Source organism: Vibrio sp. Y20_XG_PY13 (assembly GCF_024181925.1).
Lineage (GTDB): Bacteria > Pseudomonadota > Gammaproteobacteria > Enterobacterales > Vibrionaceae > Vibrio > Vibrio parahaemolyticus.
Genome location: NZ_JAMZAL010000001.1, coordinates 560,581 through 586,137, shown reverse-complemented (window position 1 = coordinate 586,137; position 25,557 = coordinate 560,581). Strand labels below are relative to the sequence as shown.

21 protein-coding genes are annotated in these 25,557 nt (G+C 41.2%); 16 read left to right on the top strand and 5 right to left on the bottom strand.

Going from position 1 to position 25,557, the window contains the following annotated elements; genetic code table 11:
- Positions 1-301 precede the first annotated feature (301 nt).
- The gene (locus tag NL646_RS02605; RefSeq protein ID WP_253663804.1) at positions 302-2,350 is read left to right on the top strand and encodes a response regulator; all 2,049 of its coding nucleotides are present in this window, start codon (positions 302-304) and stop codon (positions 2,348-2,350) included.
- Between the two features lie 77 nt (positions 2,351-2,427).
- On the opposite strand, the gene cqsA is transcribed toward NL646_RS02605, so the two are convergent.
- The 4 genes from cqsA to NL646_RS02585 all read right to left on the bottom strand — a co-directional run bounded on the left by cqsA (position 2,428) and on the right by NL646_RS02585 (position 8,335).
- Positions 2,428-3,609, bottom strand: coding sequence for an alpha-hydroxyketone-type quorum-sensing autoinducer synthase (cqsA, locus tag NL646_RS02600; protein WP_140261903.1), 1,182 nt, complete (start codon positions 3,607-3,609; stop codon positions 2,428-2,430).
- Positions 3,610-3,962: 353 nt separating this feature from the next.
- On the bottom strand, positions 3,963-4,907 hold the full coding sequence (ylqF, locus tag NL646_RS02595) for a ribosome biogenesis GTPase YlqF (protein ID WP_140307802.1): 945 nt from the start codon (positions 4,905-4,907) through the stop codon (positions 3,963-3,965).
- 288 nt (positions 4,908-5,195) lie between these two features.
- Positions 5,196-5,933, bottom strand: a complete 738-nt coding sequence (locus NL646_RS02590; RefSeq protein ID WP_025638121.1) for an EAL domain-containing protein — start codon at positions 5,931-5,933, stop codon at positions 5,196-5,198.
- A 179-nt stretch (positions 5,934-6,112) separates the two neighbouring features.
- Positions 6,113-8,335: a M9 family metallopeptidase gene (locus NL646_RS02585; RefSeq protein WP_253663933.1), complete on the bottom strand. Its 2,223-nt coding sequence runs from the start codon at positions 8,333-8,335 to the stop codon at positions 6,113-6,115.
- 265 nt (positions 8,336-8,600) lie between these two features.
- Here NL646_RS02585 and NL646_RS02580 point away from each other — a divergent pair, with 265 nt between their 5' ends.
- From NL646_RS02580 to NL646_RS02570, 3 genes are all read left to right on the top strand, one after another.
- Positions 8,601-11,636, top strand: coding sequence for a M6 family metalloprotease domain-containing protein (locus tag NL646_RS02580; protein WP_253663803.1), 3,036 nt, complete (start codon positions 8,601-8,603; stop codon positions 11,634-11,636).
- A gap of 46 nt (positions 11,637-11,682) precedes the next feature.
- Positions 11,683-12,666, top strand: a complete 984-nt coding sequence (locus tag NL646_RS02575) for a GlxA family transcriptional regulator (RefSeq protein WP_005454316.1) — start codon at positions 11,683-11,685, stop codon at positions 12,664-12,666.
- A gap of 607 nt (positions 12,667-13,273) precedes the next feature.
- Entirely contained in the window at positions 13,274-14,182 is a 909-nt protein-coding gene (locus tag NL646_RS02570; protein ID WP_005454057.1) for a LysR family transcriptional regulator, read from the top strand.
- A gap of 52 nt (positions 14,183-14,234) precedes the next feature.
- Here the strand turns inward: NL646_RS02570 and NL646_RS02565 are convergent, their stop codons facing one another.
- On the bottom strand, positions 14,235-14,678 hold the full coding sequence (locus NL646_RS02565) for a prepilin peptidase (RefSeq protein WP_025498934.1): 444 nt from the start codon (positions 14,676-14,678) through the stop codon (positions 14,235-14,237).
- Between the two features lie 194 nt (positions 14,679-14,872).
- On the opposite strand from NL646_RS02565, the gene NL646_RS02560 reads away from it, so the two are divergent.
- From NL646_RS02560 to NL646_RS02505, 12 genes are read left to right on the top strand one after another with little or no spacing between them, the layout of a single operon-like run.
- The gene (locus NL646_RS02560) at positions 14,873-15,127 is read left to right on the top strand and encodes a Flp family type IVb pilin (protein ID WP_005481274.1); all 255 of its coding nucleotides are present in this window, start codon (positions 14,873-14,875) and stop codon (positions 15,125-15,127) included.
- A 58-nt stretch (positions 15,128-15,185) separates the two neighbouring features.
- A complete protein-coding gene (locus tag NL646_RS02555) occupies positions 15,186-15,938 on the top strand; it encodes a hypothetical protein (protein ID WP_005481305.1) in 753 nt (250 codons plus the stop codon).
- A 2-nt stretch (positions 15,939-15,940) separates the two neighbouring features.
- The gene (locus tag NL646_RS02550) at positions 15,941-17,284 is read left to right on the top strand and encodes a type II and III secretion system protein family protein (RefSeq protein ID WP_005454128.1); all 1,344 of its coding nucleotides are present in this window, start codon (positions 15,941-15,943) and stop codon (positions 17,282-17,284) included.
- Positions 17,284-17,733: a hypothetical protein gene (locus NL646_RS02545; protein ID WP_005498619.1), complete on the top strand. Its 450-nt coding sequence runs from the start codon at positions 17,284-17,286 to the stop codon at positions 17,731-17,733. The genes NL646_RS02550 and NL646_RS02545 overlap by 1 nt, the downstream gene beginning before the upstream one ends.
- 3 nt (positions 17,734-17,736) lie before the next feature.
- On the top strand, positions 17,737-18,936 hold the full coding sequence (locus tag NL646_RS02540) for an AAA family ATPase (RefSeq protein WP_005454059.1): 1,200 nt from the start codon (positions 17,737-17,739) through the stop codon (positions 18,934-18,936).
- Positions 18,933-20,198, top strand: a complete 1,266-nt coding sequence (locus tag NL646_RS02535; RefSeq protein WP_005454188.1) for a CpaF family protein — start codon at positions 18,933-18,935, stop codon at positions 20,196-20,198. The genes NL646_RS02540 and NL646_RS02535 overlap by 4 nt, the downstream gene beginning before the upstream one ends.
- Positions 20,195-21,109, top strand: a complete 915-nt coding sequence (locus NL646_RS02530) for a type II secretion system F family protein (protein WP_015313136.1) — start codon at positions 20,195-20,197, stop codon at positions 21,107-21,109. Before NL646_RS02535 ends, NL646_RS02530 begins: the two co-directional genes overlap by 4 nt.
- Positions 21,109-21,975 carry a type II secretion system F family protein gene (locus NL646_RS02525; protein ID WP_193291072.1) on the top strand — a complete coding sequence of 289 codons (867 nt, stop codon included), beginning with the start codon at positions 21,109-21,111 and terminating at the stop codon, positions 21,973-21,975. The genes NL646_RS02530 and NL646_RS02525 overlap by 1 nt, the downstream gene beginning before the upstream one ends.
- Positions 21,975-23,063, top strand: coding sequence for a lipopolysaccharide assembly protein LapB (locus NL646_RS02520; RefSeq protein WP_253663802.1), 1,089 nt, complete (start codon positions 21,975-21,977; stop codon positions 23,061-23,063). Before NL646_RS02525 ends, NL646_RS02520 begins: the two co-directional genes overlap by 1 nt.
- Positions 23,060-23,602 carry a TadE family protein gene (locus NL646_RS02515; RefSeq protein WP_005481299.1) on the top strand — a complete coding sequence of 181 codons (543 nt, stop codon included), beginning with the start codon at positions 23,060-23,062 and terminating at the stop codon, positions 23,600-23,602. The genes NL646_RS02520 and NL646_RS02515 overlap by 4 nt, the downstream gene beginning before the upstream one ends.
- A complete protein-coding gene (tadF, locus tag NL646_RS02510; protein WP_005498630.1) occupies positions 23,592-24,170 on the top strand; it encodes a tight adherence pilus pseudopilin TadF in 579 nt (192 codons plus the stop codon). Before NL646_RS02515 ends, tadF begins: the two co-directional genes overlap by 11 nt.
- A 1-nt stretch (position 24,171) precedes the next feature.
- Complete coding sequence (locus NL646_RS02505; RefSeq protein ID WP_005454199.1) at positions 24,172-25,557, top strand: VWA domain-containing protein; 1,386 nt, start codon at positions 24,172-24,174, stop codon at positions 25,555-25,557.

Here is a 25,557-nt window from a genome sequence, read left to right as displayed (position 1 = left end):
GAGTTGGGCAGAGTAATCAAACGAAGATGAGTGAGAACAACATTCGCGTTGCCCTCGCATAAGTTGATTCTACTTGAATCACAATAAAATAATATGCAATTGAACTCGTTACCAAAAAATTCGTGAAATCAAGCTGAACTTAGATAAAAGACTGAATTTAAAGACAAGCATCGCGAATAAATTGACGGATTTCGCGCTGCTTATATTTGGCAAGTAATATATAATTACAAAACAACGTGATTATAAAAAAGATAGCAAGTCACAACTTTGAACGTCAGGCGGAGTAGACAAATTAGATAGTATGGATTCGATACGTAAGGTATATGAGTACGCAGAGCCCAATTTAACATTAGTTGGTTGGATGGGATTTATTGGCTTCCCGCTCTACTACTTCGTTTGGGACTTCATGTTCCCGCAATCCTATGAAAACTTGCCGCTACGTTTGTTCTGTTCCGCACTGTTTTTTGGCATCATTTTTCGTAACCGTTTGTCGTCATCATGGCGAAAATACGTGCACGTCTATTATCAAATAACGATTACGACCTGTTTACCTTTCTTCTTTTTTTATATGTTGCTCATGAATGATTGGTCCAATGTTTGGGTGATGTCATTCATGTCGGCTATTTTCCTGCATATTTTATTGGTTCATGTCACAAGGGTCATGTTTGCTCAGACGTTCGCTGGTATTGGTCTAGCGACGTTTTTTGCGTGGATCGCGAAAGGCTTTCATCTCGATATCACAATGGATTGGACGCATGTGCCGATATTTTTGTTTATTTATGTGTTTGGCAACATGTTCTATTTCCGAAATCAGATCGAGCATGAAGCAAGAGTATCGCTCGCTAAGTCGTTTGGCGCTGGTATTGCTCATGAAATGCGTAATCCACTCAGTGGCTTATGTACGTCGATAGATGTTATTCAGTCTGTCTTGCCTAACAAAAAGGCGATGGGCGAAAAAGATCAGTATGTGATGAGTGGTGAAGACGTAACCTTGCTCCGTGAAGTGAGCGAAGATGCGATGAACATTATTCATTCAGGCAACGAGACAATCGATTTATTGCTCACATCGATTGATGAAAACCGCGTATCTCGCTCTTCCTTCAAAAGATATTCTGCTCAATCGGTGGTTGAAAAAGCCATTGAGAGTTTCAGTTATAAACGTTCGACAGACAGGTTCGCGATCTCATTCGATGCAAGAAGTGAGTTTGACTTTTTGGGTAGCGATACATTGTTAAAGTACGTTATGTATAACTTGTTTAAGAACGCATTTCATCATCGCAGTTCAGACGAGTTTCATATTCATGTGAGTATGCAGAGTAATGACACGGTCAACCAAATTGTAGTGACGGACAACGGCTCAGGTATTGCGCCAGATGTGATTCGACATATCTTTCAGGACTTCTATACCACAGGTAAATCTGGCAGTTATGGCCTTGGACTACCGTTCTGTAAGAAAGTCATGCGTTCGTTTGGCGGTAATATTAAGTGCATTTCCCAGCCGGGAGAGTGGTCACAGTTTACGTTGACTTTTCCGCCTATCACATCAGATACGGTAACGGAAATTAAAGATGAGCTGACCAAAATGAAATCGATTTTATTGGTCAGTAATCAAGACATTATCGTGCAAAAAATGGCTGATATTAGTCGCTTCATGGGATTTGATGTCACCGTTTTAGATGTAAAAAGCGTCTTTAAAAAGAAAGAATACGAGTTTGAATTTGACCTGATATTCGTCGATGTGGAAAGCCTTGATGTTTTAGAAAACCAATTAGACAGAATCGAATCGTTACTTTCATTTACTGAAGCGCGTGTGGTGTATCTTTTTGAGCACAAACCTGCACAACGAGCTAAAAAAGCTGGCCATGACCCGATTTGGGTAGAGACTCAAGCGTGGCTGCTAAATACCAAAGCTACGATTGAACGTTTGCTTTACGATTCCACTTATATCTCGTCAACGCTGCCATCTGCGCCTTTAGATAAATCCATCAAGCGAACCATCATGGTTGTGGATGATAACGAGTCTCTGCGTAAGTTTACGGCGATGTTACTAGAGAAGCAGGGATTTGAAGTGGTACAAAAGGAAGATGGTCAGCAAGCATTGGACACTCTTGAAAAAGAAAATATCGATCTGATTTTAATGGATATTGAGATGCCAATCATGGACGGAGTAGAAGCGTCGCGACGTATCCGTAACTCAGAAAAGCCGTATGCATCGGTGCCGATTATTGCGCATACGGGAGACAGTTCTCCTGTAACGCTAGATAAAATAGGCTCATCCGGCATGTCCGACTTTATCGTTAAACCCGCAGATAAGAATCGCCTTTTCGATAAAATTGCTAACTGGATTTAAAACAGAGCTCAGGATTTAACTGAGCTCTGAACTTTCACTGGAGCCAAGCGTAGGCTCAGCGTCCACTACGAATCAACTTACACAAACTCTAAGTCGGGATGGTCAAATGCCTCCTGACAAGCCGATAAGACGTGATCCACTTGTTGAGCTGTCATGTCGGCATTGACAGAAAATCGAATGATGTTCTTGTTTCTGCCCGTGGCAGGTCGGCAAAACACCGCACCGAAAACGTCTCTTTCTTCAAGAAAGTCTCGTACTCGTTCAGTGTTTCTCTCACTTCCACACTCAAGAGCAATAATCTGCGATTCGCTGCGAATGTTAAACCCAATACGTTTTAATCCGATCGCGAGTTCTTTGGCTCGCTTGAACAAACATTCACGTTTGTCGTCAGCCGCTTTAATTACCTCAAGTGTTTTTTCTAGACGCACGACTTCTTGCGGCAAAACCGTTGAGCTAAAAATCGCAGGATAGGCCACGAAGGGCAGCGATTGTGCTAGCTTGTTCGGGCCTAATATCGCACCAGCGCGGTAGGCGAACGTTTTAGCCAAACTTACGGTAACGAAATCCACCATCTGTGTTAGTCCCAGTTCTTGTAATAATCCAGAACCCTTTGGTCCGTGTGTGCCTAATGAATGGGATTCATCTACCACTAAGCCACAATCGAACTCCTTCGCCATTTCGTAGATGGCACGTAACGGGGCGATTGTGCCAATCGTGCTATACACTGAATCGACAACGATGATTCCCGCACCGTGGCGTTGGATCTGCTTGCGCAGATGATTCATGTTGTTGTGCATGAAAGGATGAATCTGCGCTCCAGCGGTGCGTGCTCCTTCCCACAACGACATATGAGCGAAAAAGTCGATGTATACGGGAACGTTTGGCGCGCAGATGGTTTGCAGTAAACCAATATTGGCTGCCCATCCTGATTGTGACAACAAACAACTTTCCATGCCGACAAACGTCGCTAGCTGGTGCTCAAAGGCGGGTTTTGATTGATCATCTTGCAAGAAGATTGCTGACATCACGACATTGTCATCTCGTTCAGAAATTGCGTCTCGATGCGCTTTCTGAATGAGCTCATTGTGAGAGAGCGAAAGGTAATCATTGCTTTGCATAACCACAGCATTTTCGGACGGTCGTTTGCCAAGAACGAGGTGCTTTTGATTTTCGTTAGATTTAATTAAATCTTGAATATGGAAAGTAAGGCGTTCCTCGATAAAAGAGGGCAGTGGTTTAGTTTCGTTTTTAGTACACATAATAAATCTCTTTGTGATTTGGAAAAACGCCAGCGCTGACCTTATTTATATTGAGGATTTTGGGGAGAGTGTCACTAATCAAGTTGCATAACTTTGCTAGCGCTTGCAAACTCGATATTTAAGGGTTGGATGGTGGCTGTAACTCCTTAGGCTGTGGGGGTCTAAACTAGTTTGTGTTCAATAAATAAACATAGTTTCTTGCGATTGTACGCCGTAAAAAATGTAGTACAAAATTACACGTAAATACGACAAAAAGTGGTTACGTTTATGAGGCGGGGTTATCTAGTGGGTGTAACAGTGGCGGACAAAAAAGGCGCGAAAATCGCGCCTAGGAATAGAGTGAGAAAAAGAACTTAGCGTTTGTTACGTAAGTAACGTTTACGACGTTCTTCCTTACGTTTCGCTTTCTCTTCTTCTTTGCGAGCCGTTTCTATTTCGACTTCGATCAGTTCTTGAGTAATCATCTCAGGAAGCTCAAGAGTGATTTGTCCTAGTGTACCTTGTCGAAGCTCGTGAAGTAGAATCTCAGATACTTTATGAAGATCTACTCGGCCACCTGCTCGTAGCGCGCCGCGACGACGGCCAATTTCTTCCATGATCTCAATGTCAGACTCTGGCAGTTCTTCGATTTGGTAACGTTCTTTTAGACGTTCTGGGTAATGCGCTGCTAGATACTCAACAGTGTAAAACGCAACTTCGTCGTACTCCATTGCCGTATCTTTTACGGCACCCGTTGCCGCTAAACGGAAACCACTATGTGGGTTTTCCACTTTTGGCCAAAGAATCCCAGGTGTGTCAGACAGAACAATGCCGTTTTGTAAATTAATGCGTTGTTGGCGACGCGTTACCGCTGGTTGGTTACCCGTTACTGCGATAGTGCGACCAGCCAGTGTGTTGATGATGGTCGATTTACCCACGTTCGGGATGCCCATGATCATGGTACGAATGTTTTTACCAACTTCTTCACGGTGTGGCGCAAGCTTACGACAAAGCTCCGTAATTTTATGTACTTCTTGAGGCTCAGAAGTCGTAATTGCCATTGCTTTTACGTTTTGTTCTTTCTCAAGATGGTCAATCCACAGTTGCGTCAGCTCTGGATCAGCCAAATCGCGCTTGTTTAGCACTTTTACAACAGGCTTTTCACCGCGGATTTTTGAAATCATAGGGTTTTCGCTACTGAAAGGAATACGAGCATCCAGTACTTCGATGATCACATCCACTTGCGGGATGGCTTCTTCGATCTCTTTACGCGCTTTGTGCATGTGGCCAGGAAACCACTGGATTGAGTTGTTAACCATTTGAAAATATGCCTTTAAATTTATGGTTAAGCTGTGGAAGGTATGAGGTGGGGTATCAAAGGTACGATATCGGTCACCTGAAACTACGACAGCATAGATGTGAGGATCTTAACACTTTATCTTGTAGCGGAAAACGTTCAGGAACCCTTATCATTTAGAAACAGAGTTTCAACGTGTTCCTCTCACGATCTCGGACCAATATCAAAGGTATTCAGTTGCGGCATAATGGTCTTAAATTAGGCATCAAAAATGAACAACTGTGGAACTGTTCAAATTGCTTTGCTTTATTTAACCCGCATAGGAGAGTTTGATTGACTCGGCAACGCGCGGTTTTGAGTCGAGAGAGTTTATTGGGGACGGTCTAAAGTAATAGTAACCTTGAGTTAATGAGTGGCTTGTCTTTAACATCTTATGATGCTCGATGTACTCAGCACCCTCGAAGATCAATCCGTGTAAGCAGAAAGGGGCTAAGAAGTACTCTAGTGCTTGTATAGACTCTTGGTCGGCGTGTTTTAGAAAGCTTTTGTCAATCTTGATACGATCCCAAAGTATTTTGCCAAGTGACATGTTAGCCAGCTTGTTGTTACGGTGATAGTCATCCAGCCAAATCTCGATATTGTTCGCTTGTAACACTGACAAGTTTTCGCGTATTTCTTTTGATTCGGTATAACAATCAAGCTCGCTTATCTCAAGAGCAAACTTAGCACCATTGAAGCTTAAAAGCTCACGGACAAAATCTTCGTCAGCTAAACAAGAGAGTTTAATATTAAAAGAGTGTAGTTGGTGAGGGTATTTTTCAAGAGAAAATCGAATTTGTTGTAAAGCGAGAGTTTGAATAAACGTGTTGTCTATAATGGAAAAGAATACGTCGTTGTTTATGTTGCTTTTATCAAAAGTGCTTATCTTAGACAAAGTTTCGTAATATTGAATTTCTTGGCTTCTAGGACAGAGGATAGGTTGTACTAACGTTTTTATATCAAAGTCAGTCAATTTGAAACTAGGTAGGTAAGGCATATTCCTTTTCATATTATCCACTTTATCCGTTTACTATTACTATGTTTGACTCACACTTAAATATCGTTTCATATTCTATATCTAAAGTTATTACGTCAGGAAATTAAGAATTATAATACCTCTATAAATAATATTTAATGTTCATTAAGCACCATCGAGAAAACAGGTGCCTAATGAACGATGATAGAAATTTATTTCGCAACAACAGACAGTTCTACGTCGAATTCTTCACGACCACTGATGCTGAAATAGTATTGTCCCATTTTGATCGACCCGTCTTCATTTTTTGGGATTGAAATCGTTTCGTTACTACCATGGGTGTAGTTCGACCATTCGTACTCGAAGTAGTGGCATACTTTGTCGTAACAAGCGTATAGATCGGCATCACCAGTGCCGGAGATAGACACTTCCAGTTGATTATAACTTTCTGAAACATCGACAAAGAAGAGCGTTTCAGAGAACTTTTTACCACTTACTTGGATGCTGGTATTGAGTTCGATTTTCTTAGGCTTCTCTTTCGGTTTTGGCTGAGAAATATCCGAATCGTCAATGTCTTTCGTCACCTCATCCAGCCACGAATGAAACTCGGTATTGTAAGCAGGCCCTAATCGTTCAAGCAGTTTTACCCACTCTTTGTATTGGCCGGTACGCGAGTAACCTAACAGTTCAGTAACGTCTTCAGGATGCTTCTCTATCATGAAGCGCACAGCTAAGTAGCCCCAGCGGTACACACGGTTTAAACCGTCGCTGTAGTTCGTACTGAACACGTCTGCCAATGTGTGTGTCTTTTCTTTGCCAAGTACTAGAGCAGCATTGTAGCCCTCTTTGTAGTACATGTATTCAGCAAAACCTTCCAACCACCACACGATATTGCCTTCGCGCATTGTGTCGTGGAAGTCACCGTATTGGTTGAATCGACCATCTAAATAATGCACATATTCGTGCTCTAAGTTTAGAATCGAAAAGTCGTCGTCCCATCCGTTTTGATAAGCGACGAATCGAGGTACATTTCCTTGTTTTGATGGGTCTCGCTCAAGGAACTGTCCGCCGTTGTTGGTTGTGTTATCAAAAAGGAAGCTCGAGTAGGTTGAGTAGTCACTTTTGGTTTTAAAAACAATAACATCGACACTATCGCTATGATCATCAGCGACAGGCTGATATCCGGTGTTAACAGTTTGGTGGAAGTCATCTTCTTTGAGGTTTAATGTTTCGCAGCTTGTAATTGCTTGAGCTTCTGTCATCTCTTGAGCAAGAATTCGCGCGGGTCCGCGACAATCATAACTGAATGTCATTATTCGCTGTTTTAATACGGATTTTGAGTTACTTAGCCCTAGCTGCTCAAGATAATCTGATGCATAAGCGTCAACCATTTCGGCGATGCCAACCCAAATTCTGTCTGACTTACCGCCTAGCGGGTAGCGCTTTAACAAAGAATCTAAAGTGTCGACAACGACTTTTTTTGTCTCTGCATCTTCAGTTTTTACCAGCCTAGCGAGCTCTCGCGCGGCATTGCCAAGTAGTTGTTCAGAATCCGTGCCTATCGCCCATTCGTTGTTGATAATAAAACCACTCAAACGATGGATATAACTTGAGTCAGATTCAATCACATCGTAAAACGCTTTGGTTTGTGAGTGCCCAGCCATAGCGACAAAGATATTGTTGATGGCTTTACGGTAGTAATAGCTGTCGCTTTTATCTGCTGAAAAGCTATCGAGAATAGCGAAAACATCGGGTGCGGCGACGGCGAGTTGACGAATACTATCAACAACAATCAACATGGATGCGAGCGCTTCTTGCTGTTCGCGACCTTCAGTTAGAGCGTGTGGTGAGCGCAAAAATTGTTGAATAGTATTGGCAATATCTACGCTTAATTCGGATGGGAAAGGTTGTAAATTTTTGGCAAAGGTATCGTGTCGGTTTTTGTAAGCTGCCTTAATGAACTCACCTAAATAGTATATTTGCTGAGCTTGCTCTTTTGTTCCTTTATAAGCTTCAATTGCCTTTTTTAATCCGCCAGTAATTCGACTCACGCTCATGGTACTGAAGACGACGTCTGCTTGCTCTAACGATGGAGAAAACCACGTTCTCATGCACTCGTAGTCACTGTTTGCGACTCTTGATTCGATATTGACTCGGTCAACCGTAAAATCTTCAACAGTACATTTTCCTTTGTGTGGGAAAAGCTCAGTTTCGTCATCTACCACGGTGTCATCGTCACTGGTATCGTCATCTTTCGTGGAATCATCATCGACGGTACTGTCATCATCTGTATCTGTATCTGAATCGTCATCTACAGTTGAATCTACGTCGGCGTTGTCATCGTTTTTGCCGCCAGAATCTACGCCAGCGACGGGAACAGTCTTGACTCCACCGGAAGAATCATCACCACCACATCCAGTTAAAACACCAAGCATGGATAATAGAAGACATGCAGTTTTAATATTTTTCATAGAATTAGTATTGTATTTGAAATGGGCGTCAAATATATATTTTTACTGATGCATAGTTAAATAATAGAATTTAATGGCTAGATAAAAATGTATTATGCTCAACACGCCTATTTTTATGTGATATTGAACAAATAACTATTATTTATAAATTCAGTAGAAATGTTAATTGGGAAGGAAAAATTGATTTTGATATACATAACGCTTGGTTTTTATTTTAGTCGACGGGTATATGAAAAAAATATATTTTCCAATCATCAGCACTTTGATGGTTTCCTTTGCTCATGCCAATACGCTGCCTGCGCCAACTTGGCATCAATTTCAGTTAAATGATGGTTCAAAGAAAGAATTAAAACTTTATGGCGATCAAGAATCTTTCTGGTATCAAGATAGAGAAGGCATTATTTATGTCCACGATGAAGAGACAGGGTGGTTTTATGGTAATCATGAAATTGTTGATGGGCGTTTTGTCGTCACTTCTCTTGGGGTTGAAGCCAAATTAGAAATGCCACAAGCAGTGAGAGAGTTGTTAAAAGAGCGCGTCACCCCGACGTCTTCTTTATTGCCTTCTGAGCACGTTTATCCAATGAATGAGCCATATCTTGAGCAAACTCCCATTCGAGCACTAAACGCAACAAATGAGCCCACGCACCAACCTTTGCTCGTTGTTCAGGTGAGCTTTAACAACCAAGACTTTGTGAATGACTTCACCAATGTGATTTTTGGTGATAATCAGCAAAGTGTAAAAGACTACTTCAGTAAGAATAGCTACGGACGTTACATTGTAGAGCCTGCGAAAGAAACGGAAGGTACAGCGAACGATGGTGTCATCGACCTTACGTTGGATATCGCTCACCCGAACTGCCACTCAAAAAATGATGCGACTTGTGACAGTAAGCTAAATGAGGCTTTTAAAGCTGCTTACGACAAGTTAGACCGTTATGTGGATTTGTCTACTTACGATTTGAATAACGACGACAAAATCACACCTGACGAATTGTCTGTGATGTTTGTATTTGCGGGATATGACAAATCTGCCGGTTCGGTAAATACGCCGTACATTTGGCCTCATCGTTATAGTCATAATGCGATTGAGATCGATGGAAAGACCATCCGAGATTACTGCTTGTTTGCAGACTTCCAAGGTGACCATCAATCTACGATGGGCGTGATTGCCCATGAACTTGGACACTTGATGCTTGGTCTACCTGATTTGTACTCCTACAAACATTCCGGCTCTGTTGGCCAATGGGGATTAATGGGTGGCGGAAGCTGGGCAAGTAAACAAGGTGATACGTATGCAGGGGAAACGCCGGTCAATATGTTGGCATGGAGTAAGGAAGCTGCTGGTTTCATCAAGCCGAAAGTGATTGAAGCGTCTGGTTCTAGCACAATCGAGACCCGTCAAGGCGAGGGTGTGGTGTATCTCGATCCGTATTTGAAACAGCAAGGTCCAAGAGCTTACTTCGAAAACAGAAGAAAAACGGAATACGACCGTGCGTTGTCAGGTGAAGGTCTTTTGATCACGGCCGTAAGTATCGACAACCGTTTCAATGACACAGGGCCAATGCAAGTTCAAGTATTCCAAGCGGACGGTCTGGATGAACTACAAACTCGTGGTTGGTCAGATCAAGGTGATGTGTTCCCGGGCTCAAGCAATGTGGTAACTATTTCGGACGATACAACTCCTTCTTTAAAACTCATCACCGGTGGCCGGGAAACCAATATCTCGATTAATGATATCGCCAGTACAGATCAAAGCGGCACGTTACGAGCGTCTATTCCTTCATCGACGAATAAATCGGCTTGGATAACGTCACTTTCAAGAACGTACGTGTATGAAGACAGCCGCAACAATACGATAGGGTTTGGGTTAGAAAATAACGATGGTTACCAATCTTTGGTTGGTTTCTACTTATTTGCTAAGCCAATCCTACCAAACTCCGAGATGCGTTATCGCATGTTTAAATATGACCTGACTACAAACCGTTGGGGGAATGCGTCTATTAACGTTGACACTCAAGTTGAAGTGTCATCGGGGGTGATTCCTACGTTTGGTGGTCGAGTTATGTTTGCATCGCCATTTGATATCGATGAAGGTGAGCAGTTGTTGGTCATTGAGCTAGAAAACGCTAAGCCAGAATACAGCTATTCATTCTTGGACGCTTATTTGTCTAACGGAGAGAAAAAGAAGCAGTTCTATGGAAATGCCAGTTCGTACAAGACGAGCGGATTAAGCGAAGGGCGTGGCCGTAACTATCCTTTTGCTGCTTTGTTAGAAAAACCTCAAGCGAAACCTAGTATTACGGTTGAAACGGATTCCGTCACCGTATTAAGCGGTGAAAGTATTACGATTGATGTACTGGCGAATGACCACTCATCGGATGCGAATAGCACATTGAAGCTAGATAAGATCACATCAAAGCCTTCGATTGGTAGCGCTGAAATCTCAGGACAAAAAATCCACTATTCTGTTCCTGTTTCAGACATTCCAGAACAACGAGCAGTAATGAAGTATCAAGTGTCTGACGATTTTGGGACGACAGCAGAAGGTGAGGTGGTCATAACGATCAATTCTCCCGTAATCACCGCTAATAGTCTTCAATACAAAGCGCTAGAAGATACGCCACTGGAACTTAACTTACGTCAGCAACAAGGACTTGAGAAAGGGGACACCATCGTCATTAAGAAGCCGCCGATGCACGGCAAGATTGACGGGAATACCTACCAAAGCAAGGAAAACTACTTTGGTAATGACCAGTTTGAGTTTTCTATTATGAAAGAAAACGGACGTGAATCTAATACAGCTATGGCTGTAATTACAGTTGAATCGGTTAATGATGAGCCGATCTTCACTGTTGAAGCGAGCCGTAAAGAAGGCCTATCAAACGAAAAAGTTACACTATCTGTACTTGGCTTAAAAGACGTTGATTCAACGGATCACTCATTCAAATGGCGTCAAGTTTCTGGGACTAAAGCTCAGTTTGCCACCACGGACACGGCAAGTGTAGAAGTGACGTTACCAAAAGTGAGTGAGAAAAGTGAAAAGCTGACGTTTGAAGTGGCGGTAAACGACAACGATGGTGCAATTATTACTAAGAGCGTTGTTATGGTCGTTAAGCAAGAAGTCGTTGTGGAAAATGATCCTGGCAAGAGTGAAGAAGGCGGCTCTATGGGGCTGTGGGTCACTCTATGTATGATGCTGATTAGCCTAAGAACAAAGGTTAATAATTTGTATAGATTCGTAATAAAAAATGATATTTGGTAGAAAGGTATTATAATTCATCGTCTTATATTCGCAGGATGAATGAAGATTGAAGGAAACCAATAAGAAAAACCTCCGTGTCGTAGCGCTTGCTCCGACAGGGAGGTATTTTGCATCAATAATAAGCTCATTAGAGATCTTGGAAACAGCAGCTGAATTTGCAGAGTTCCAAGGTTTCATGACACACGTCGTTACGCCAAACAATCGGCCGTTAATTGGTCGAGGGGGGATCAGCGTTCAACCCACCGCACAATGGCAATCATTTGATTTTACAAACATATTAATCATTGGCTCAATTGGCGATCCTTTAGAATCGTTAGATAATATCGATCCTGCATTGTTCGATTGGATCAGAGAGTTACATCTAAAAGGCAGCAAAATAGTTGCAATTGACACTGGTATTTTTGTCGTCGCGAAAGCCGGTCTTTTGCAGCAAAACAAAGCTGTAATGCATTCTTACTTCGCCCACCTCTTTGGCGAACTGTTCCCTGAGATAATGCTCATGACTGAGCAGAAAGCACTCATTGACGGAAACGTCTATCTTTCGTCTGGACCTTACTCTCACTCAAGTGTGATGCTGGAAATAGTAGAAGAGTATTTTGGAAAGCACACTCGAAACCTTGGTAACCAGTTTTTAAGTACAATAGAGAGCAGTGGAAACTCTCATTCATACTGTGATGTTTTCCGTTACATGCAACACAGAGATGAGCTGATTCTAAAAATCCAAAAATGGATTCTCACCACGGATCTAGACATCGTCTCTATCAGTGATTTAGCGAATGAAGCTTGCTTATCAGAACGGCAGTTAAAACGCCGATTTAAAGAGGCGACATCCATCAGTCCGCTAAAGTTTATTCAGTTAGGGCGTTTATCTTTTGCAAAAGAACTGTTGAGGTCAACAAAGTTGTCAATTGATGAAGTTGCAAGTCGATCTGGTTATGTTGATACACAGTTTTTCAGGCAGATATTCAAACGAGAAAATGATTGTTCTCCGCTTGAATATCGTAAAAGAAACCAAGTTAAAGCTGAATGATAAGCATATCTCATGGCCAGAATCATGATCTATACAACATTATTAATTGAATAGTCGTATTTACATTCGTTTTAAATCCATATTATAGTTCGAACGAAAATGGCAAACGTTTGCTATTTTCGTTCGAGTATAAATGAGTTAGTCTTGAATTGATTTTTAATAACGGTAACTTATACTTATATATACGTATTCTTATAATTACTTAATTTCTATTAATAATATTGTCGTTCATATAATGTATACTGTTTGTTATGAAATAAAACAATATGAATATTATTAAGTAATTACTTAAAATTAAAGGGGGATTTAGACCTTATAAAGAGGGTGATTAAGACACAATATTATAAAGTTATCTTTTTTTAATTAATTATTTCGCAACATAAAATAATAGTCAAAACAGATATTTACAATGTTTTTTATCTTGTCGGATCAGTGGCAAACTCAATGAGTAAGCAATTGGTTTCTTATACAACTGTTTAATGCTTAGACGTAAAATAAGACACTGAGTTATAGAGGGGAGCTATTTATTAACTGGCTTCATCTGTAGCTTTATGGATTTATAAAAATTATAACTATCGGAAAATTATTGGGTCTTGGTGTTATTTAAATGAAAGCTAATAAACGTACCATCGATGTAAAGTACTTGCGCACTTTTTCACATGTTGCAAGGCATAGAAGTTTTACTGCGGCAGCAGAAAGTCTATATTTAACCCAACCAGCCGTTTCACAACATATTAAAAAACTTGAATGTACTATAGGGGCTGAAGTCTTCGATCGAAAAGATGGATTCAATCTGACTAAACATGGCCAAATATTGCTTAGTTATACAGACAGAACAATGTCTTTATATGACCAATTATTTGACGAATTGGCTCAAGTAGATATGTTTGATCGGTACTCTATTGCGATATCTGATTCATTTGCCCCTGAATTGGTCGCGAAGGTAATTAGCTCTTTTAGAGTGTATAATGACGTCGAGTTGGCTATTACAAGTTATAGCGACATGAACTGTGTTGATAAAGATAACCACGATTTAGTCTTCGCTATTGGTGACACCACATCCGTGGAAGGTCGCGTTTTCCCCCTAAATAGAGAGCAATACATTTTAGCTTGCGACTGTGCCGTCAAACCTGAGGAGTGCTACCCTGAGCGAATCGTCTTTTGTAATACTTTGACTAGGCGAGATGCTGAAGTATTGCTTGATTCTTCTGGGGTGGATATTTCTAAGGTAAAACATTGGCTTACCACTTCTTCCTCTCGATTGATGATCAATGAACTGCAAGCGGCAAATACTTTTGTTATCTGTCCAAGTTGGACATTAGGTGATTACAAGTGTAGCCAATATCCGCTATCCAAGTATATCGAGATGTACGTATGGTGTAATGATTCTGCTGCGAAGAAAATTGACCAAGAACGTTTGAGAAGTTTGATTACCGAAACATTCCGACTTACTTCTAAAGGCGTGGTTGGTAGACCACCTACGGGTCGCTTGCTAACCAGTTGTGAAGTGATGTAGAGAAACGCCATGGCTATTGAATAAATAGACATGGCGTTTGTTTTAATAATGATTAAATTAATGACATGTAGAAGAAAAAGAGCCCACTTGTACCAATTGGTATTGTGTAAGGGATACCATTCTCAAAAGGTGTTTTTTTTCGATAAACAGACATTAACCACATAACCAATATTTGAATCCCACCCAGTAATCCTATCGCTACTATTGCCGCTAACATATATTCATCGTTCACTCCTAAGAAAAGTGCGCCAATGAGTTTTACATCTCCACCGCCTACAATATTTATCAACCAAAGTATAAAGAAACAAATAAAAACAGAGGTACTCACTGCGATCTGAGTTAGTGGTTCTGGAGTAAAGAACAAGCTAAGTAGTGAAGTAATGAAGATAATAAGAAGAAATCGATGTTTCACAATTCTATAGCGAATGTCACCATAGAATATGAGTAAGACATTAACCAGGCAAGTTAGCCATAAAGCAAAATTTATATAATTCATTTTACTATTTTAAATGTGTTACTTATAAATTCAAATCATTTTGGATAATAAAAAATTATGTAATGGATTTCATTACTTTTATAACAACATCTTATATGTAAATAAAAAAGCTTAATTGGTGTGATTGTTTCTGTTGATGTAAATTTTCTTCGTTCACGAAATGAGTGATTAATTCAAGGGAAATAGAGGTAAACATGCTTTTAAATATCAATTCTAAACTTCGTAATATCCGCAACAAATTTAAGTCTGACAAACGTGGTGTCACTGCTGTGGAATACGCAATCATCGCTGTAGCAATGTCTTCAATTATTCTATTTGTATTCAAAGATGGCACTTTGAAAACAACGTTAAATGATGCAATGGGTAAGATCTCTACGTCGATGGATAGTGCTAATTCAGCCGGTGGCAGTGGTAGTAAAGGCGGTACTGCCGACGGTAAACAAGGATAAGTTAACCCGTTATAAATTTAGAGAGAGGGGAAACCCTCTCTTTTAAGGTTTTTATTCTATGAGTAGAGCATTAATTTTTGTATTTGTTGCCATCACTATGTTTTTGGCCTTTTTTTACGTCAGTGATTTCTTTGACCAGCCAGAGCCTGTGGCCGTCGTGGAAAATGAAGTGTTTGTACAAGTCGCATTTGTTAATCGAACTGTGAACAAAGCTGATCCCGTCAATATTGATGCAATTGATATTCGTGAGTTTTCAGAGTCAGAAGCAAAACAGCATTCTTATACCCCTTATACGAGTATCAAGATTGAATCTGGCGCTCTATGGGCAAAAGATGTCACCGAAGGAACTCAACTAACGTCAAACTTGGTTTCTAACCCCGGCGAAAAAGATTACATGTATCTTTCGCTTAAAAAAGATCAGGTACCTTATTACTACCTTTCTCAAGGCAGTAGCATTGTTGAGGCGTTACCAATACAACCTGGCGACCGCGTCAGCTTTGTCGCTACAACCTCATCTCAATCGAATTTATTAGAAAGCGGTTATTCCGATATCGATAGCTTAACAAGCAACGTCATTATTGATGGTGCATTAGTTTTACAGGCGATGAATGTGTCTGAAGATGATTCGTCAAACGAAGACTATGGCTTGATCATCGCGTTGACCGTTAAACAAGTACTTAAGCTTGAAATGGCACAAAAGATCGGAGCTATAACGTTGGTTCCTGCAAAGATGGTTCATAAATACTTATCTGTGAAAAGTAGCGATTTAATTGAGCATCGATTTGGCGTTCGACAGCTGAGAGGGAATTAAGGGTGTTCAATAAAAATATACTATTAGTCACATTAGGAGTGGCGCTATTACTCCCAGCTTCAGTCTCCGCAGGGGAGCTATTGAGCTTAGATAAAGGCGCAGCAAAAACCATTAACGTAAAACGCAACATCGACACCGTATTTGTCGCAGACACTCAAATTGCGGACTACAAGGTAATCGCAAATGGGAAGCTCGTGATTTACGGTATCGGTCGTGGTGCAACGTCGATCATTGCTTATGACCGAGCCGGAAACGAAATTTATAACGCAGAAGTGGTAGTCAACAAGAGTCTAAGACTTTTAAAGCAAACCATTATTGCGAGATATCCAGATGAAGACATTAAGCTGACCAATATTGGTGAGCAAATAGTCATTGATGGTGTTGTTAGCAGCGAAGAGATCAAAGACAAAGTTTACCGCCATGTTGGCGAGATGCTGAAAAAGAGTAAGCAAAGAAATACTTTTGAGCTTTCTGGCGCAAATGGAGAATCCGTTGATCCGCTTGACTATACAGCTACTTACGTTTTCGAAGATATCATCAACAACCTAAAAGTGCTCACTACCGATCAAATCAATGTGAAGTTGACGGTTGCAGAGGTTTCGAGCTCATTCTTAACAGAACTCGGCGTGTCATACGCAGAGACGAATGGTAAGTCGATTGGCGGTGCTGGTCAGTTCGTCAACAAAATTCTGGACTTTACGGCAGAAGATATCGTCGCGGTTATTTCAGCGAGTGGCAACGACAGTATCGGCCAAGTGCTGGCTGAGCCAAACTTGTCGGTAATTTCTGGTGAATCGGCGAGCTTTCTTGTCGGTGGTGAAATCCCAATCACCGTCCGAGACAACGATGGTATTTCCGTAACTTATAAAGAATACGGGGTAAAGCTGTCTATGGTTGCTAAGGTGACAGATTCAGAAAACATCCGCCTGTCACTGCTACCAGAAGTGAGCTCGATTGATAAAACCAATGGTGTGAACTCCGGTCTAGTTAGCGTCCCTTCGCTACGAACTCGAAAAGCTCAGACAACGGTTCAACTGAAAGACGGCCAAAGCTTCGTGTTAGCTGGTCTTTTAACGTCGGAAGAGCAGGAGTCATTGGCAAAAATTCCTTATCTAGGCGACATCCCAATTCTTGGTGCGTTATTCAGTAAGACCAATACCGAAAGAAGAAAGACGGAGTTGATCATCGTCGCGACAGTTAATCTTGTCGACCCTGTCAAAGAAACCGACATCAAGCTGCCGAAGTTCGAGCGAACGAGTGACCTTGAGCGCTTGCTGAAGCTCGATCTTTCGAAAGTTGATGACGAAGAGTTGGAAAATACGATAAAGGCGGGAGGCTTTAACTAATGAAGGCAAACCTATTATTGGTCGTTTCCGTTTTACTGACCGGTTGCTCGGTATCGGTAACCCCAAATAAAACGACGGTAGACACCATTGTGGAAACCTTTGAGTTTCGAGTCACCAACAAAGACGTGGCAATGGATAAGTCGGTTAACTTTGTTAATCAAATCAATAGCCAATACCCAAAGTCTACGTTTGCAATCAATTACGACACCGAAGAGAGTCAATTTGTTGATGGTTTTGTAAAAGAAATCAAAGCCAAAGGCGTAAATAAACTGCGATACACACTGAACGCAAACAGTGAGGGCAAAGGTGTAAAAATCGTCGCGAAGTATCACAAGATTCAAGAACAAACCTGTGGTGCTGTTTCATTCAATACTCTTAAAAATCATCCATTTGGATGCAGCTTGGAATACAACAGACGTTTGAGTATGACGAATCCTGTCGTGGAGTAAAAAATGGATTTAGATAACCTATTCAAAACGACTTCATCGAGTAAAGACAAAAAGAATAACACCATTGATCTGGTTGTTTCAGATGATATGGCTTTTCTGCAAGCGATCGATGAGCTCTATGCGATCGAAGGTTTCGCATCACCTCTTAAAGTAGATGATATCGATGATGAGAGTTGGCACAAAACAAGCGCAGAAATAAAGCATGTCGTTCTTGATTTGCGAGATTGTGGCGAGCTTGTTTCGGAAGTGGCGGAAATATCTTCAAGATTAGATGTGAGCATCTCTCTGATTGTGTTGAGCAACACGGACTCAATCTTGATGCGTGACAAAGTGCTGTCGTTAGGTGCGAACTACATTCTTTGGGATCCGGAACTTGATGGCTTGTTGGGGGCATTAAAAGAGTCTGGTAAAGACACATTTTCGCCAACGGTGAAGAAAAAGTCGCGAATCGCGAAAAGAGTCTTGATGCTTGGTAGTAAAGGCGGTGTTGGCGTGTCAACCATCAGTGCTTTTTTATCCCATAGCTTGAGCCAGCAAGCGAGCTTGAAAACGTTGCTTGTTGAACACGATACGCTGGCATTAAATTCGGATATTTTCTTGGGTTTAAAAGGGCTAAAGGCGCAACAAAATAGCATCGATTTAAACCAATCTGAGCTCGATGCTGCAATTGCTGGGAGCTATGTACACCCAATCAAAGACAAGCTTGATTTCCTTGCCCTTGAAAAGAACATTGCATGCATAAGTGACCATGCAGACTCTCTATTTAGAATTTCTAATGAGTTGGTGGATCAGTACAACTTCATCATAGATTCATTGCCTTTAAATGCGATAAACGAACTGACTTCAGAAGACATTAATGAAAGATACAACCGCATTTTTGTTGTTTGTGAGCCTTCTGTTGCCTCGTTGCGCGCTTATCACTCGATAAAGAAAAAATTAGGAAAGGCCGAGCATCGAATCATTTTTTCTATGACTCGATCGCAGAAGGATTACATGATGCCTCTCCAAGGCGCCAAAGAAAAAATTAAAGCGAAAGACACCATTGATTTCGTTTATGAAGCCAATTTGGAAAAGTTGATCATCCAACAGGGCATTCACAATACGGCGAAAATTAAGTTCACCCCAGCTATTGCAAATATGGTGAATTCGCTGACTGGTAAAAAAGTCAAAGTTCAGAAAAAGTTCGCGTGGTTTAAGAAATGAATCACCTAAAAGAAGTTTATATTGACATAAGAGACGAAATCTTTGACGCGCTTGATGCCGCTTCTTTAGTCGATGTCGAGCCATTAGAGCTTGAAAGCCAACTAAAAGATTCCGTCAATATTCTTATCGAGAAAAAGCAACTGCAAATCAGCAGTTTGAAGCGTTTAGATCTCGTCAAAGCACTACTGGATGAACTTAAAGGTTTAGGGCCGCTTCAAGCGTTGGTTGATAACGATGATATCTCGGACATTATGATCAATGGCCCGTCAGATATTTTCATCGAAATCAACGGCAAGGTAGAGAAGTCGCCAATCCAGTTCGTCAATGAAAAGCAGCTCAATACTATCGCCAAACGCATTGCATCCAATGTAGGGCGTCGAATTGATGAATCGAAACCGCTCTGTGATGCGCGTTTAGAAGATGGTAGTCGTGTAAACATCGTAATACCACCTCTTGCGATTGATGGTACTTCAATCTCAATTCGTAAGTTTAAAGAGCAAAAAATCAAGTTGGAAAACTTGGTTCAGTTTGGCGCGCTGTCCGTTGAAATGGCGAAGCTACTTTCCATTGCGAGCCACTGCAAGTGCAACATTCTTATTTCAGGTGGTACTGGTTCTGGTAAGACGACACTACTGAACGCTTTGTCAGGCTTTATCGGCAGTGGTGAACGTATTGTCACCATTGAAGATGCTGCCGAACTTCAGTTGCAGCAGCCTCACATTGTGCGTTTGGAAACGCGCCAAGCAAGCGTCGAAGGTACTGGTGAAATTACCGCCCGAGATTTGGTGATTAACGCCCTTCGTATGCGACCAGACAGAATCATCGTCGGTGAGTGTCGTGGCGGTGAGGCATTTGAAATGCTTCAAGCGATGAACACCGGTCACGATGGATCTATGTCAACACTGCACGCGAACACCCCTCGTGATGCAATTGCGCGTGTCGAGAGTATGGTAATGATGGCTACAGCAAGCCTACCGCTTGAGGCGATTCGTCGCACTATTGTAAGTGCGGTCGATCTGATCGTCCAAGTACGAAGACTGCATGATGGTAGTCGTAAAATATTGTTCATCAGTGAGATTGTTGGCCTCGAAGGGGACAGCGTAGTGATGGAAGATATTTTCCGCTTTGAGAACAATGGCGTAGGTGATGAAGGAAAAATCTCAGGTGAGTTCCGAACGCCAGGTCTTTCTAAGCGTTCTGTGATTTATGAGAGAGCTAAGTTCTTCGGCTTAGATGGGGCACTTCAGGAGTTATTCTCATGATGCTGATCGTCATTTCACTATGGGTTGCTGTCGCGTTATTCCTGTTTATTGGTCATGTGAAAAGACAAAAAGAAATCACGTCTATCATTGAACAGTCCAATACATTCGAGGGCGTTACTGGCTCCCGAGCGGTTATCGACTCGGAGAGTTTTGATGTTAGCTATAAAAAGAAAGTAAAGGACAAATTTAAGCAGCTGAAAAAGCTGCTGAGCCCAAATGCAGGACTAAAACTGATCGGCTTTTTCGCTGCGTCTTCGATAGCGGTTTACTGCGTTAATGACTGGTTTTTTATGTTTGAGTACTGGAAAGTGCTGCTGGCGTTAGAACCAATATTATTTGTGATGTTTATCCTCAAATTAAGTGGTATCCAAGCGCAGCGATTCAAGGACAACTTTCCAGATGCACTAAACATCCTGTCGGGTGCGCTCTCTTCGGGACAAAGTATTGTTCATGCCTTCGAATACGTAGGAACTCAGCTTGATAATGAAGTTGGCGAAGAGTTCAAAAAGATGTCAGAACGACTTCTGATTGGTGAAGACCCAGACGATGTATTGGCACGAAGTGCAGCTTCGTTTCCTTACGTTGAGTACTTTTTCTTTGCCGCAACAATTCGAATCAACTTGAGTCGAGGTGGGCAGCTAAAAGACGTGATTAACCGCATCAACCGAATCATGTTTGAAGCGAGGGCAATCGAGAAAAAGAAAAATGCGTTGACGTCGGAAGCGCGTGCATCAGCAAAAATTATCGCGGCGTTGCCAGTTATCTTTATCATGATTTTGAAAGTGACCAGCCCGGAAAACTATAACTTCGTAATGTTTGAAGAAGGGGGAAAGCCCATCTTTTATTACGTCTTGGTTAGTGAAGCTATTGGGTTCTTCTTTATCTACATGATATTAAGAGGAGTTAGGTAATGGTTGATATTAAGTTAATCTTCTTAGCGCTCGGTTTAATTATCTCGTTATCTGCCGCGTATTACTCGTTAAAGGTGTTTGATAAAACCAAAGCAAATATTTCAACAAAAAAGATTATTGATTCAACTCAAGAAAAAACGCCTTTTGTTGACAAATTATTGTTACATCTTTCTCGATTATCTTTTAATAAAGAAGAAACAAAAAATAATCTAGTTAGAGCAGGTATTCATAGCGAGTTTATTGCTCAAGCCTATTATCTGTTGAAAATTATACCCTTGGTTTTTTGTTTGGCGTTTATTGGCTACTCCTACATTCAAGGAGAGATGGAGTTTTCCTCCGCGTTTATTTCATTCTCGCTTTCTATGCTTGTTTGTTTGATCGCGCCGGATATGTATATCTCATCGCGAGGGAATGCAAACGTGCGACATGTAAGTAGTCGGCTGCCTTTCTTACTGGATTTGATGAACGTTTGTGTACACACGGGGATGACGTTAGAAGCGAGCTTGGATTACTTGTCGAACGAGCTAAAAACGGTCGATGAAAACCTTGCTTATGTCGTTAAGAAAACGTCAGAACGGGCCAAAATTGTTGGGTTAGACCGAGCTCTCACCGAGTTTTACGACTTAGTCCCAACGACGGAAGCACAAAGCTTCGTCATGACGCTTACTCAAAGCTTAAAGTACGGATCATCCGTGGGTGCAGTGTTAGCCTCTCTTGCTTCTGATATTCGAGAAATAAACATGCTCGAACTGGAAGAGAAAATCGGCAAGATGGGGGCAAAAATGTCGATCCCAATGATCGCTTTTATCATGATTCCTATTGTTGTTCTAATCGCAGCGCCAGGGATAATGAGGATGCTAGGATAATGAATATAAAAAACTATTTCTCTCTTTTGGTGTTACTTTTTTTAAGTGGTTGTTCAACTATTAATCAAGAATTAGTAACAAAAGAAAAATTACTGACTAACTCTGGTCAAACTGAACAACTTATTGAATTTTATAAAGCGAATTTAGTCGAAGTCCCGAGTTATAAGATAAAACTGATCAATTTATATTTGGATAATAAAGACCAAAAATCCGCTGAGTTATACATAAACACTCTAGAGAAAAAGGATCTTAAAGACCCAGATATTATTTATATCTTAGCTAAGCTTGAATATTTAAAATCCAATTACGATGCGAGTGAACGTTACTTAGAAGAGTATTTAGATAGTGGCGGTCCAGAGGGTGATTACTACCTTCTAAAAGGCAAAATACTTGCGCGTAAAAAAGACTACGATGGTGCAATTTCTCACTTCAATGACAGTAAGAAGAATGGCGCATCAGACCGTGAGGCAAACAACAATATTGCAGTAGTGATGATGTTGCAAGGCAGACCAGAGCCCGCGATGGAGTTGCTCTATGGCTTGTTTGCTGCCAATCCAAATGATGAAAAGGTACGTTCAAATCTCCTTTTGGCGTCGACTCGGTCGAATCGTCCGGATGTGGCGTTGGAGGTTTTGAAACACGACAGTAGCGAGCAAGGCGCACGAGTCAAACTGAAAAAGCTCATGAAGAGCGTTAAACCTCTGAATAAAAAAATAGATACAAAAGTTCCACCCAAACAGGTCGCGAAGTCAAAGGAAAAGAAAAATATGGAAATGGATACGAAATCTGTCGATTTGAAACCAAAGTACGTAGCGCGCTCAGTATTAGACCCGCAAAACTTACGTCCTAAAGCGCCGTCAATTTATCGAATTCAAGTATTAGCAACCTATAAAGTCATTCCGTCTGATTACCTAAATTATCTGAAAGGCAACTATGGCAAAGTGTATTCCTACACTCACGGCTTATGGAAGCGTTATTGCGTTGGTGAGTTTAGCGATATAGATGATGCAAAGAAGTTTCTTGAAAACATGAATATCAAAGGTGCTTTTGTCGTTGATTACACGAAGAAAAGGTACGTTGAATTATGATCAAGTTTCAAAAAGGAAGTTTGACGGTCGAAGTTGCGATGGGCTTACCCGTTTTGATCATGGTGCTATTTACCTGGTTTGACTTGTCTGTACTTACGTATTCGATGGGTGTAACCGACCATGCGCTGACGACAGCTGTGATGAGTAGTAAAAAACAAGGTAGTTCTAGCAACTCGGAAAAAGTGGACTATCAAGATGTGGTCAAAACCAAACTAGAAACCAGCGGTGGTGCCTTATGGTCGAAGGTTGTTGACCATTCATCGGTATCGGCATCGGTCTATTACTTTAAAAATTTGTCTGATTTTGTTCAATGTAACCGTAGCGGCCAAGCCTTAGATGATTGCCCCAATGTTAAAAAGGGCGATGCAGTGGCGAACTCAGTCAATATGCCGATAGCCATCTATCAATTGAGTTTCACTTATCACCCTTTGTTTAACTTTGTTATGCCAAGCATGAGCATTAATCGAGAGATGGTCGCAGTTCAAGAATATGAACGATGCACTTTCAAATTAGGTGAGGAGATCACTTGTGGTGGCTAAGTCGAAACAAACCGGAGCCTTTATCGTTGAACTCGCATTGGTATTACTCTTTTTTGGTTCAATCATTGCCATGCATATCAACTACACGATCGCAGTAAACAAGAAAGGGCAGTTGGATAGAGTGGTTTATTCCATCGTAAGCGTCATAAGCGAGCGTCGACAGTTGTTCGCCAACGAACTTAATATTTGTGGTGAGAACGGTAGACATTGTGAGGCACAAGTAAATAACGCGTTTTACATGGCGAAAGGCATGCTGAAACGTACGTTACCAGATTTTGATGCCAGCGAATTAGGCATGAGAATCACGGAGCTCTCGTTAGAAGAAAAGGACACTAAGCTCGTTACGTTTACCAACTTCAAAGGCAAAACAGAAGATTGTAATTTTCCAGATCTGAAGGAAATCACGGTGGCAGAAGCGAAGAAGCTATTACCACTGACGACACAGAACCGACGTCTTCCGCTTTATCACGTATCTCTATGCTACAAAACACCTTTCAATATCATCGGTGTAATGCGTGGTGAGCCGATCAAGGTTGTGACCAGTTCATACTCATTTGCAAGGATTTAATATGAAGGGCTTCACTAAGCAGAAAGGAGTGGCTGGAATCATATTTGTTTCGTTTCTCCCTATATTAATCATCACGTTCTCATTTTCTGTCGGTTACACACAACGTTTACTTGCGCACTCAAAAATCGAAGAAGCGGCGGAAGTAGCAAGTCTTGCTTTGATCGCAAGCCCTGGTAAAGACAATAAAGACGACCAGGACTATGCGCAGAGAATTGTTGATTTATACATTACTGACAACATCAGCGATATCGAGATCAGCGTATCCACCAAAAAGTGTGAATACAAAGATGGCTGTGTTCAACGGAATAATGAGCTATCACCATTTGCTGACTTCACCGTTGTCGCGACTGCGGAGCATGACTCGTGGATCTCACACAACGAAATTGGTGTAGAACCCAAGTTCAAGGTCTCTGGTGACTCGATTACGAGAAAATACCTACCTCAGCCCGTTGATATCTACTTCATATTGGATACCAGTCAATCGATGAGTAACCCATGGTATGGTGAAAGAAACAAGACTCAAATGCAGGTCGTAAAAGATACGATTACCAGAGTCGTTAAAGAGTTGGAGAACTTCAAAACCGGTCCGGATAAGAAAAGTCGAGTTGCGCTTTTAACTTATAACGCCTACAACGCAAAGTTCGATAAAGGCGCTGGTCGAGTGAAGTTATACGATTATGCAAGTGAGTTTTCTCACACTGAAGCGTCATTTGAAAGCATCGTCGATAAGATGTTTGATAAGTCTGTAGTAGAGCAAAAGCCGCACTATGCTAGTGATTATAATAAGTCGCAGGATATCCCTCTGACTGATAAATATCAGGAATTTATTGATATTCTAAACTCCAACAAAGTGATGCCAGCAAGAGGTGGTGGTACTCAATCATGGCTCGGTTTAATTGCTGCGGCGAAAGAAGCGGATAAAGTTAAAAAGGAAGATCGAAACCCAGAGCAAGTGTTTATTATTCTTTCTGATGGTGCAGATACAGATGTGCAATTCCCGATGGGACTGAATAGAAATAGATCTTATAGAGATAAGTATGACGTCGTGACTAAATATTACGTAGACCAGTATGATGGGCGAACTTATTATTATCAGGTTTATGACAAATTCTTAAAGTCATTAGTGGGTGAGCATGGTTTGTGTGAAAGCCTTAAGAAAAGAATATCTAGTAAAGAAAATAAGTTTCAAAGTGAACATGCGAAGCTAGAGGGTGAAAAAACCAAGGTCACCATGGGCGTAATAGGTGTTAACTACAACGTACAAAAAGATGATGGTTTCGGTGAGTGCGTTGGTGAGAAAAACATTTATCATGCGAAAAATGGTAAAGACGTTTACAAATATATATTAAATCTGATTAACGAAGAAACAGGACGATTAAAAGATTAA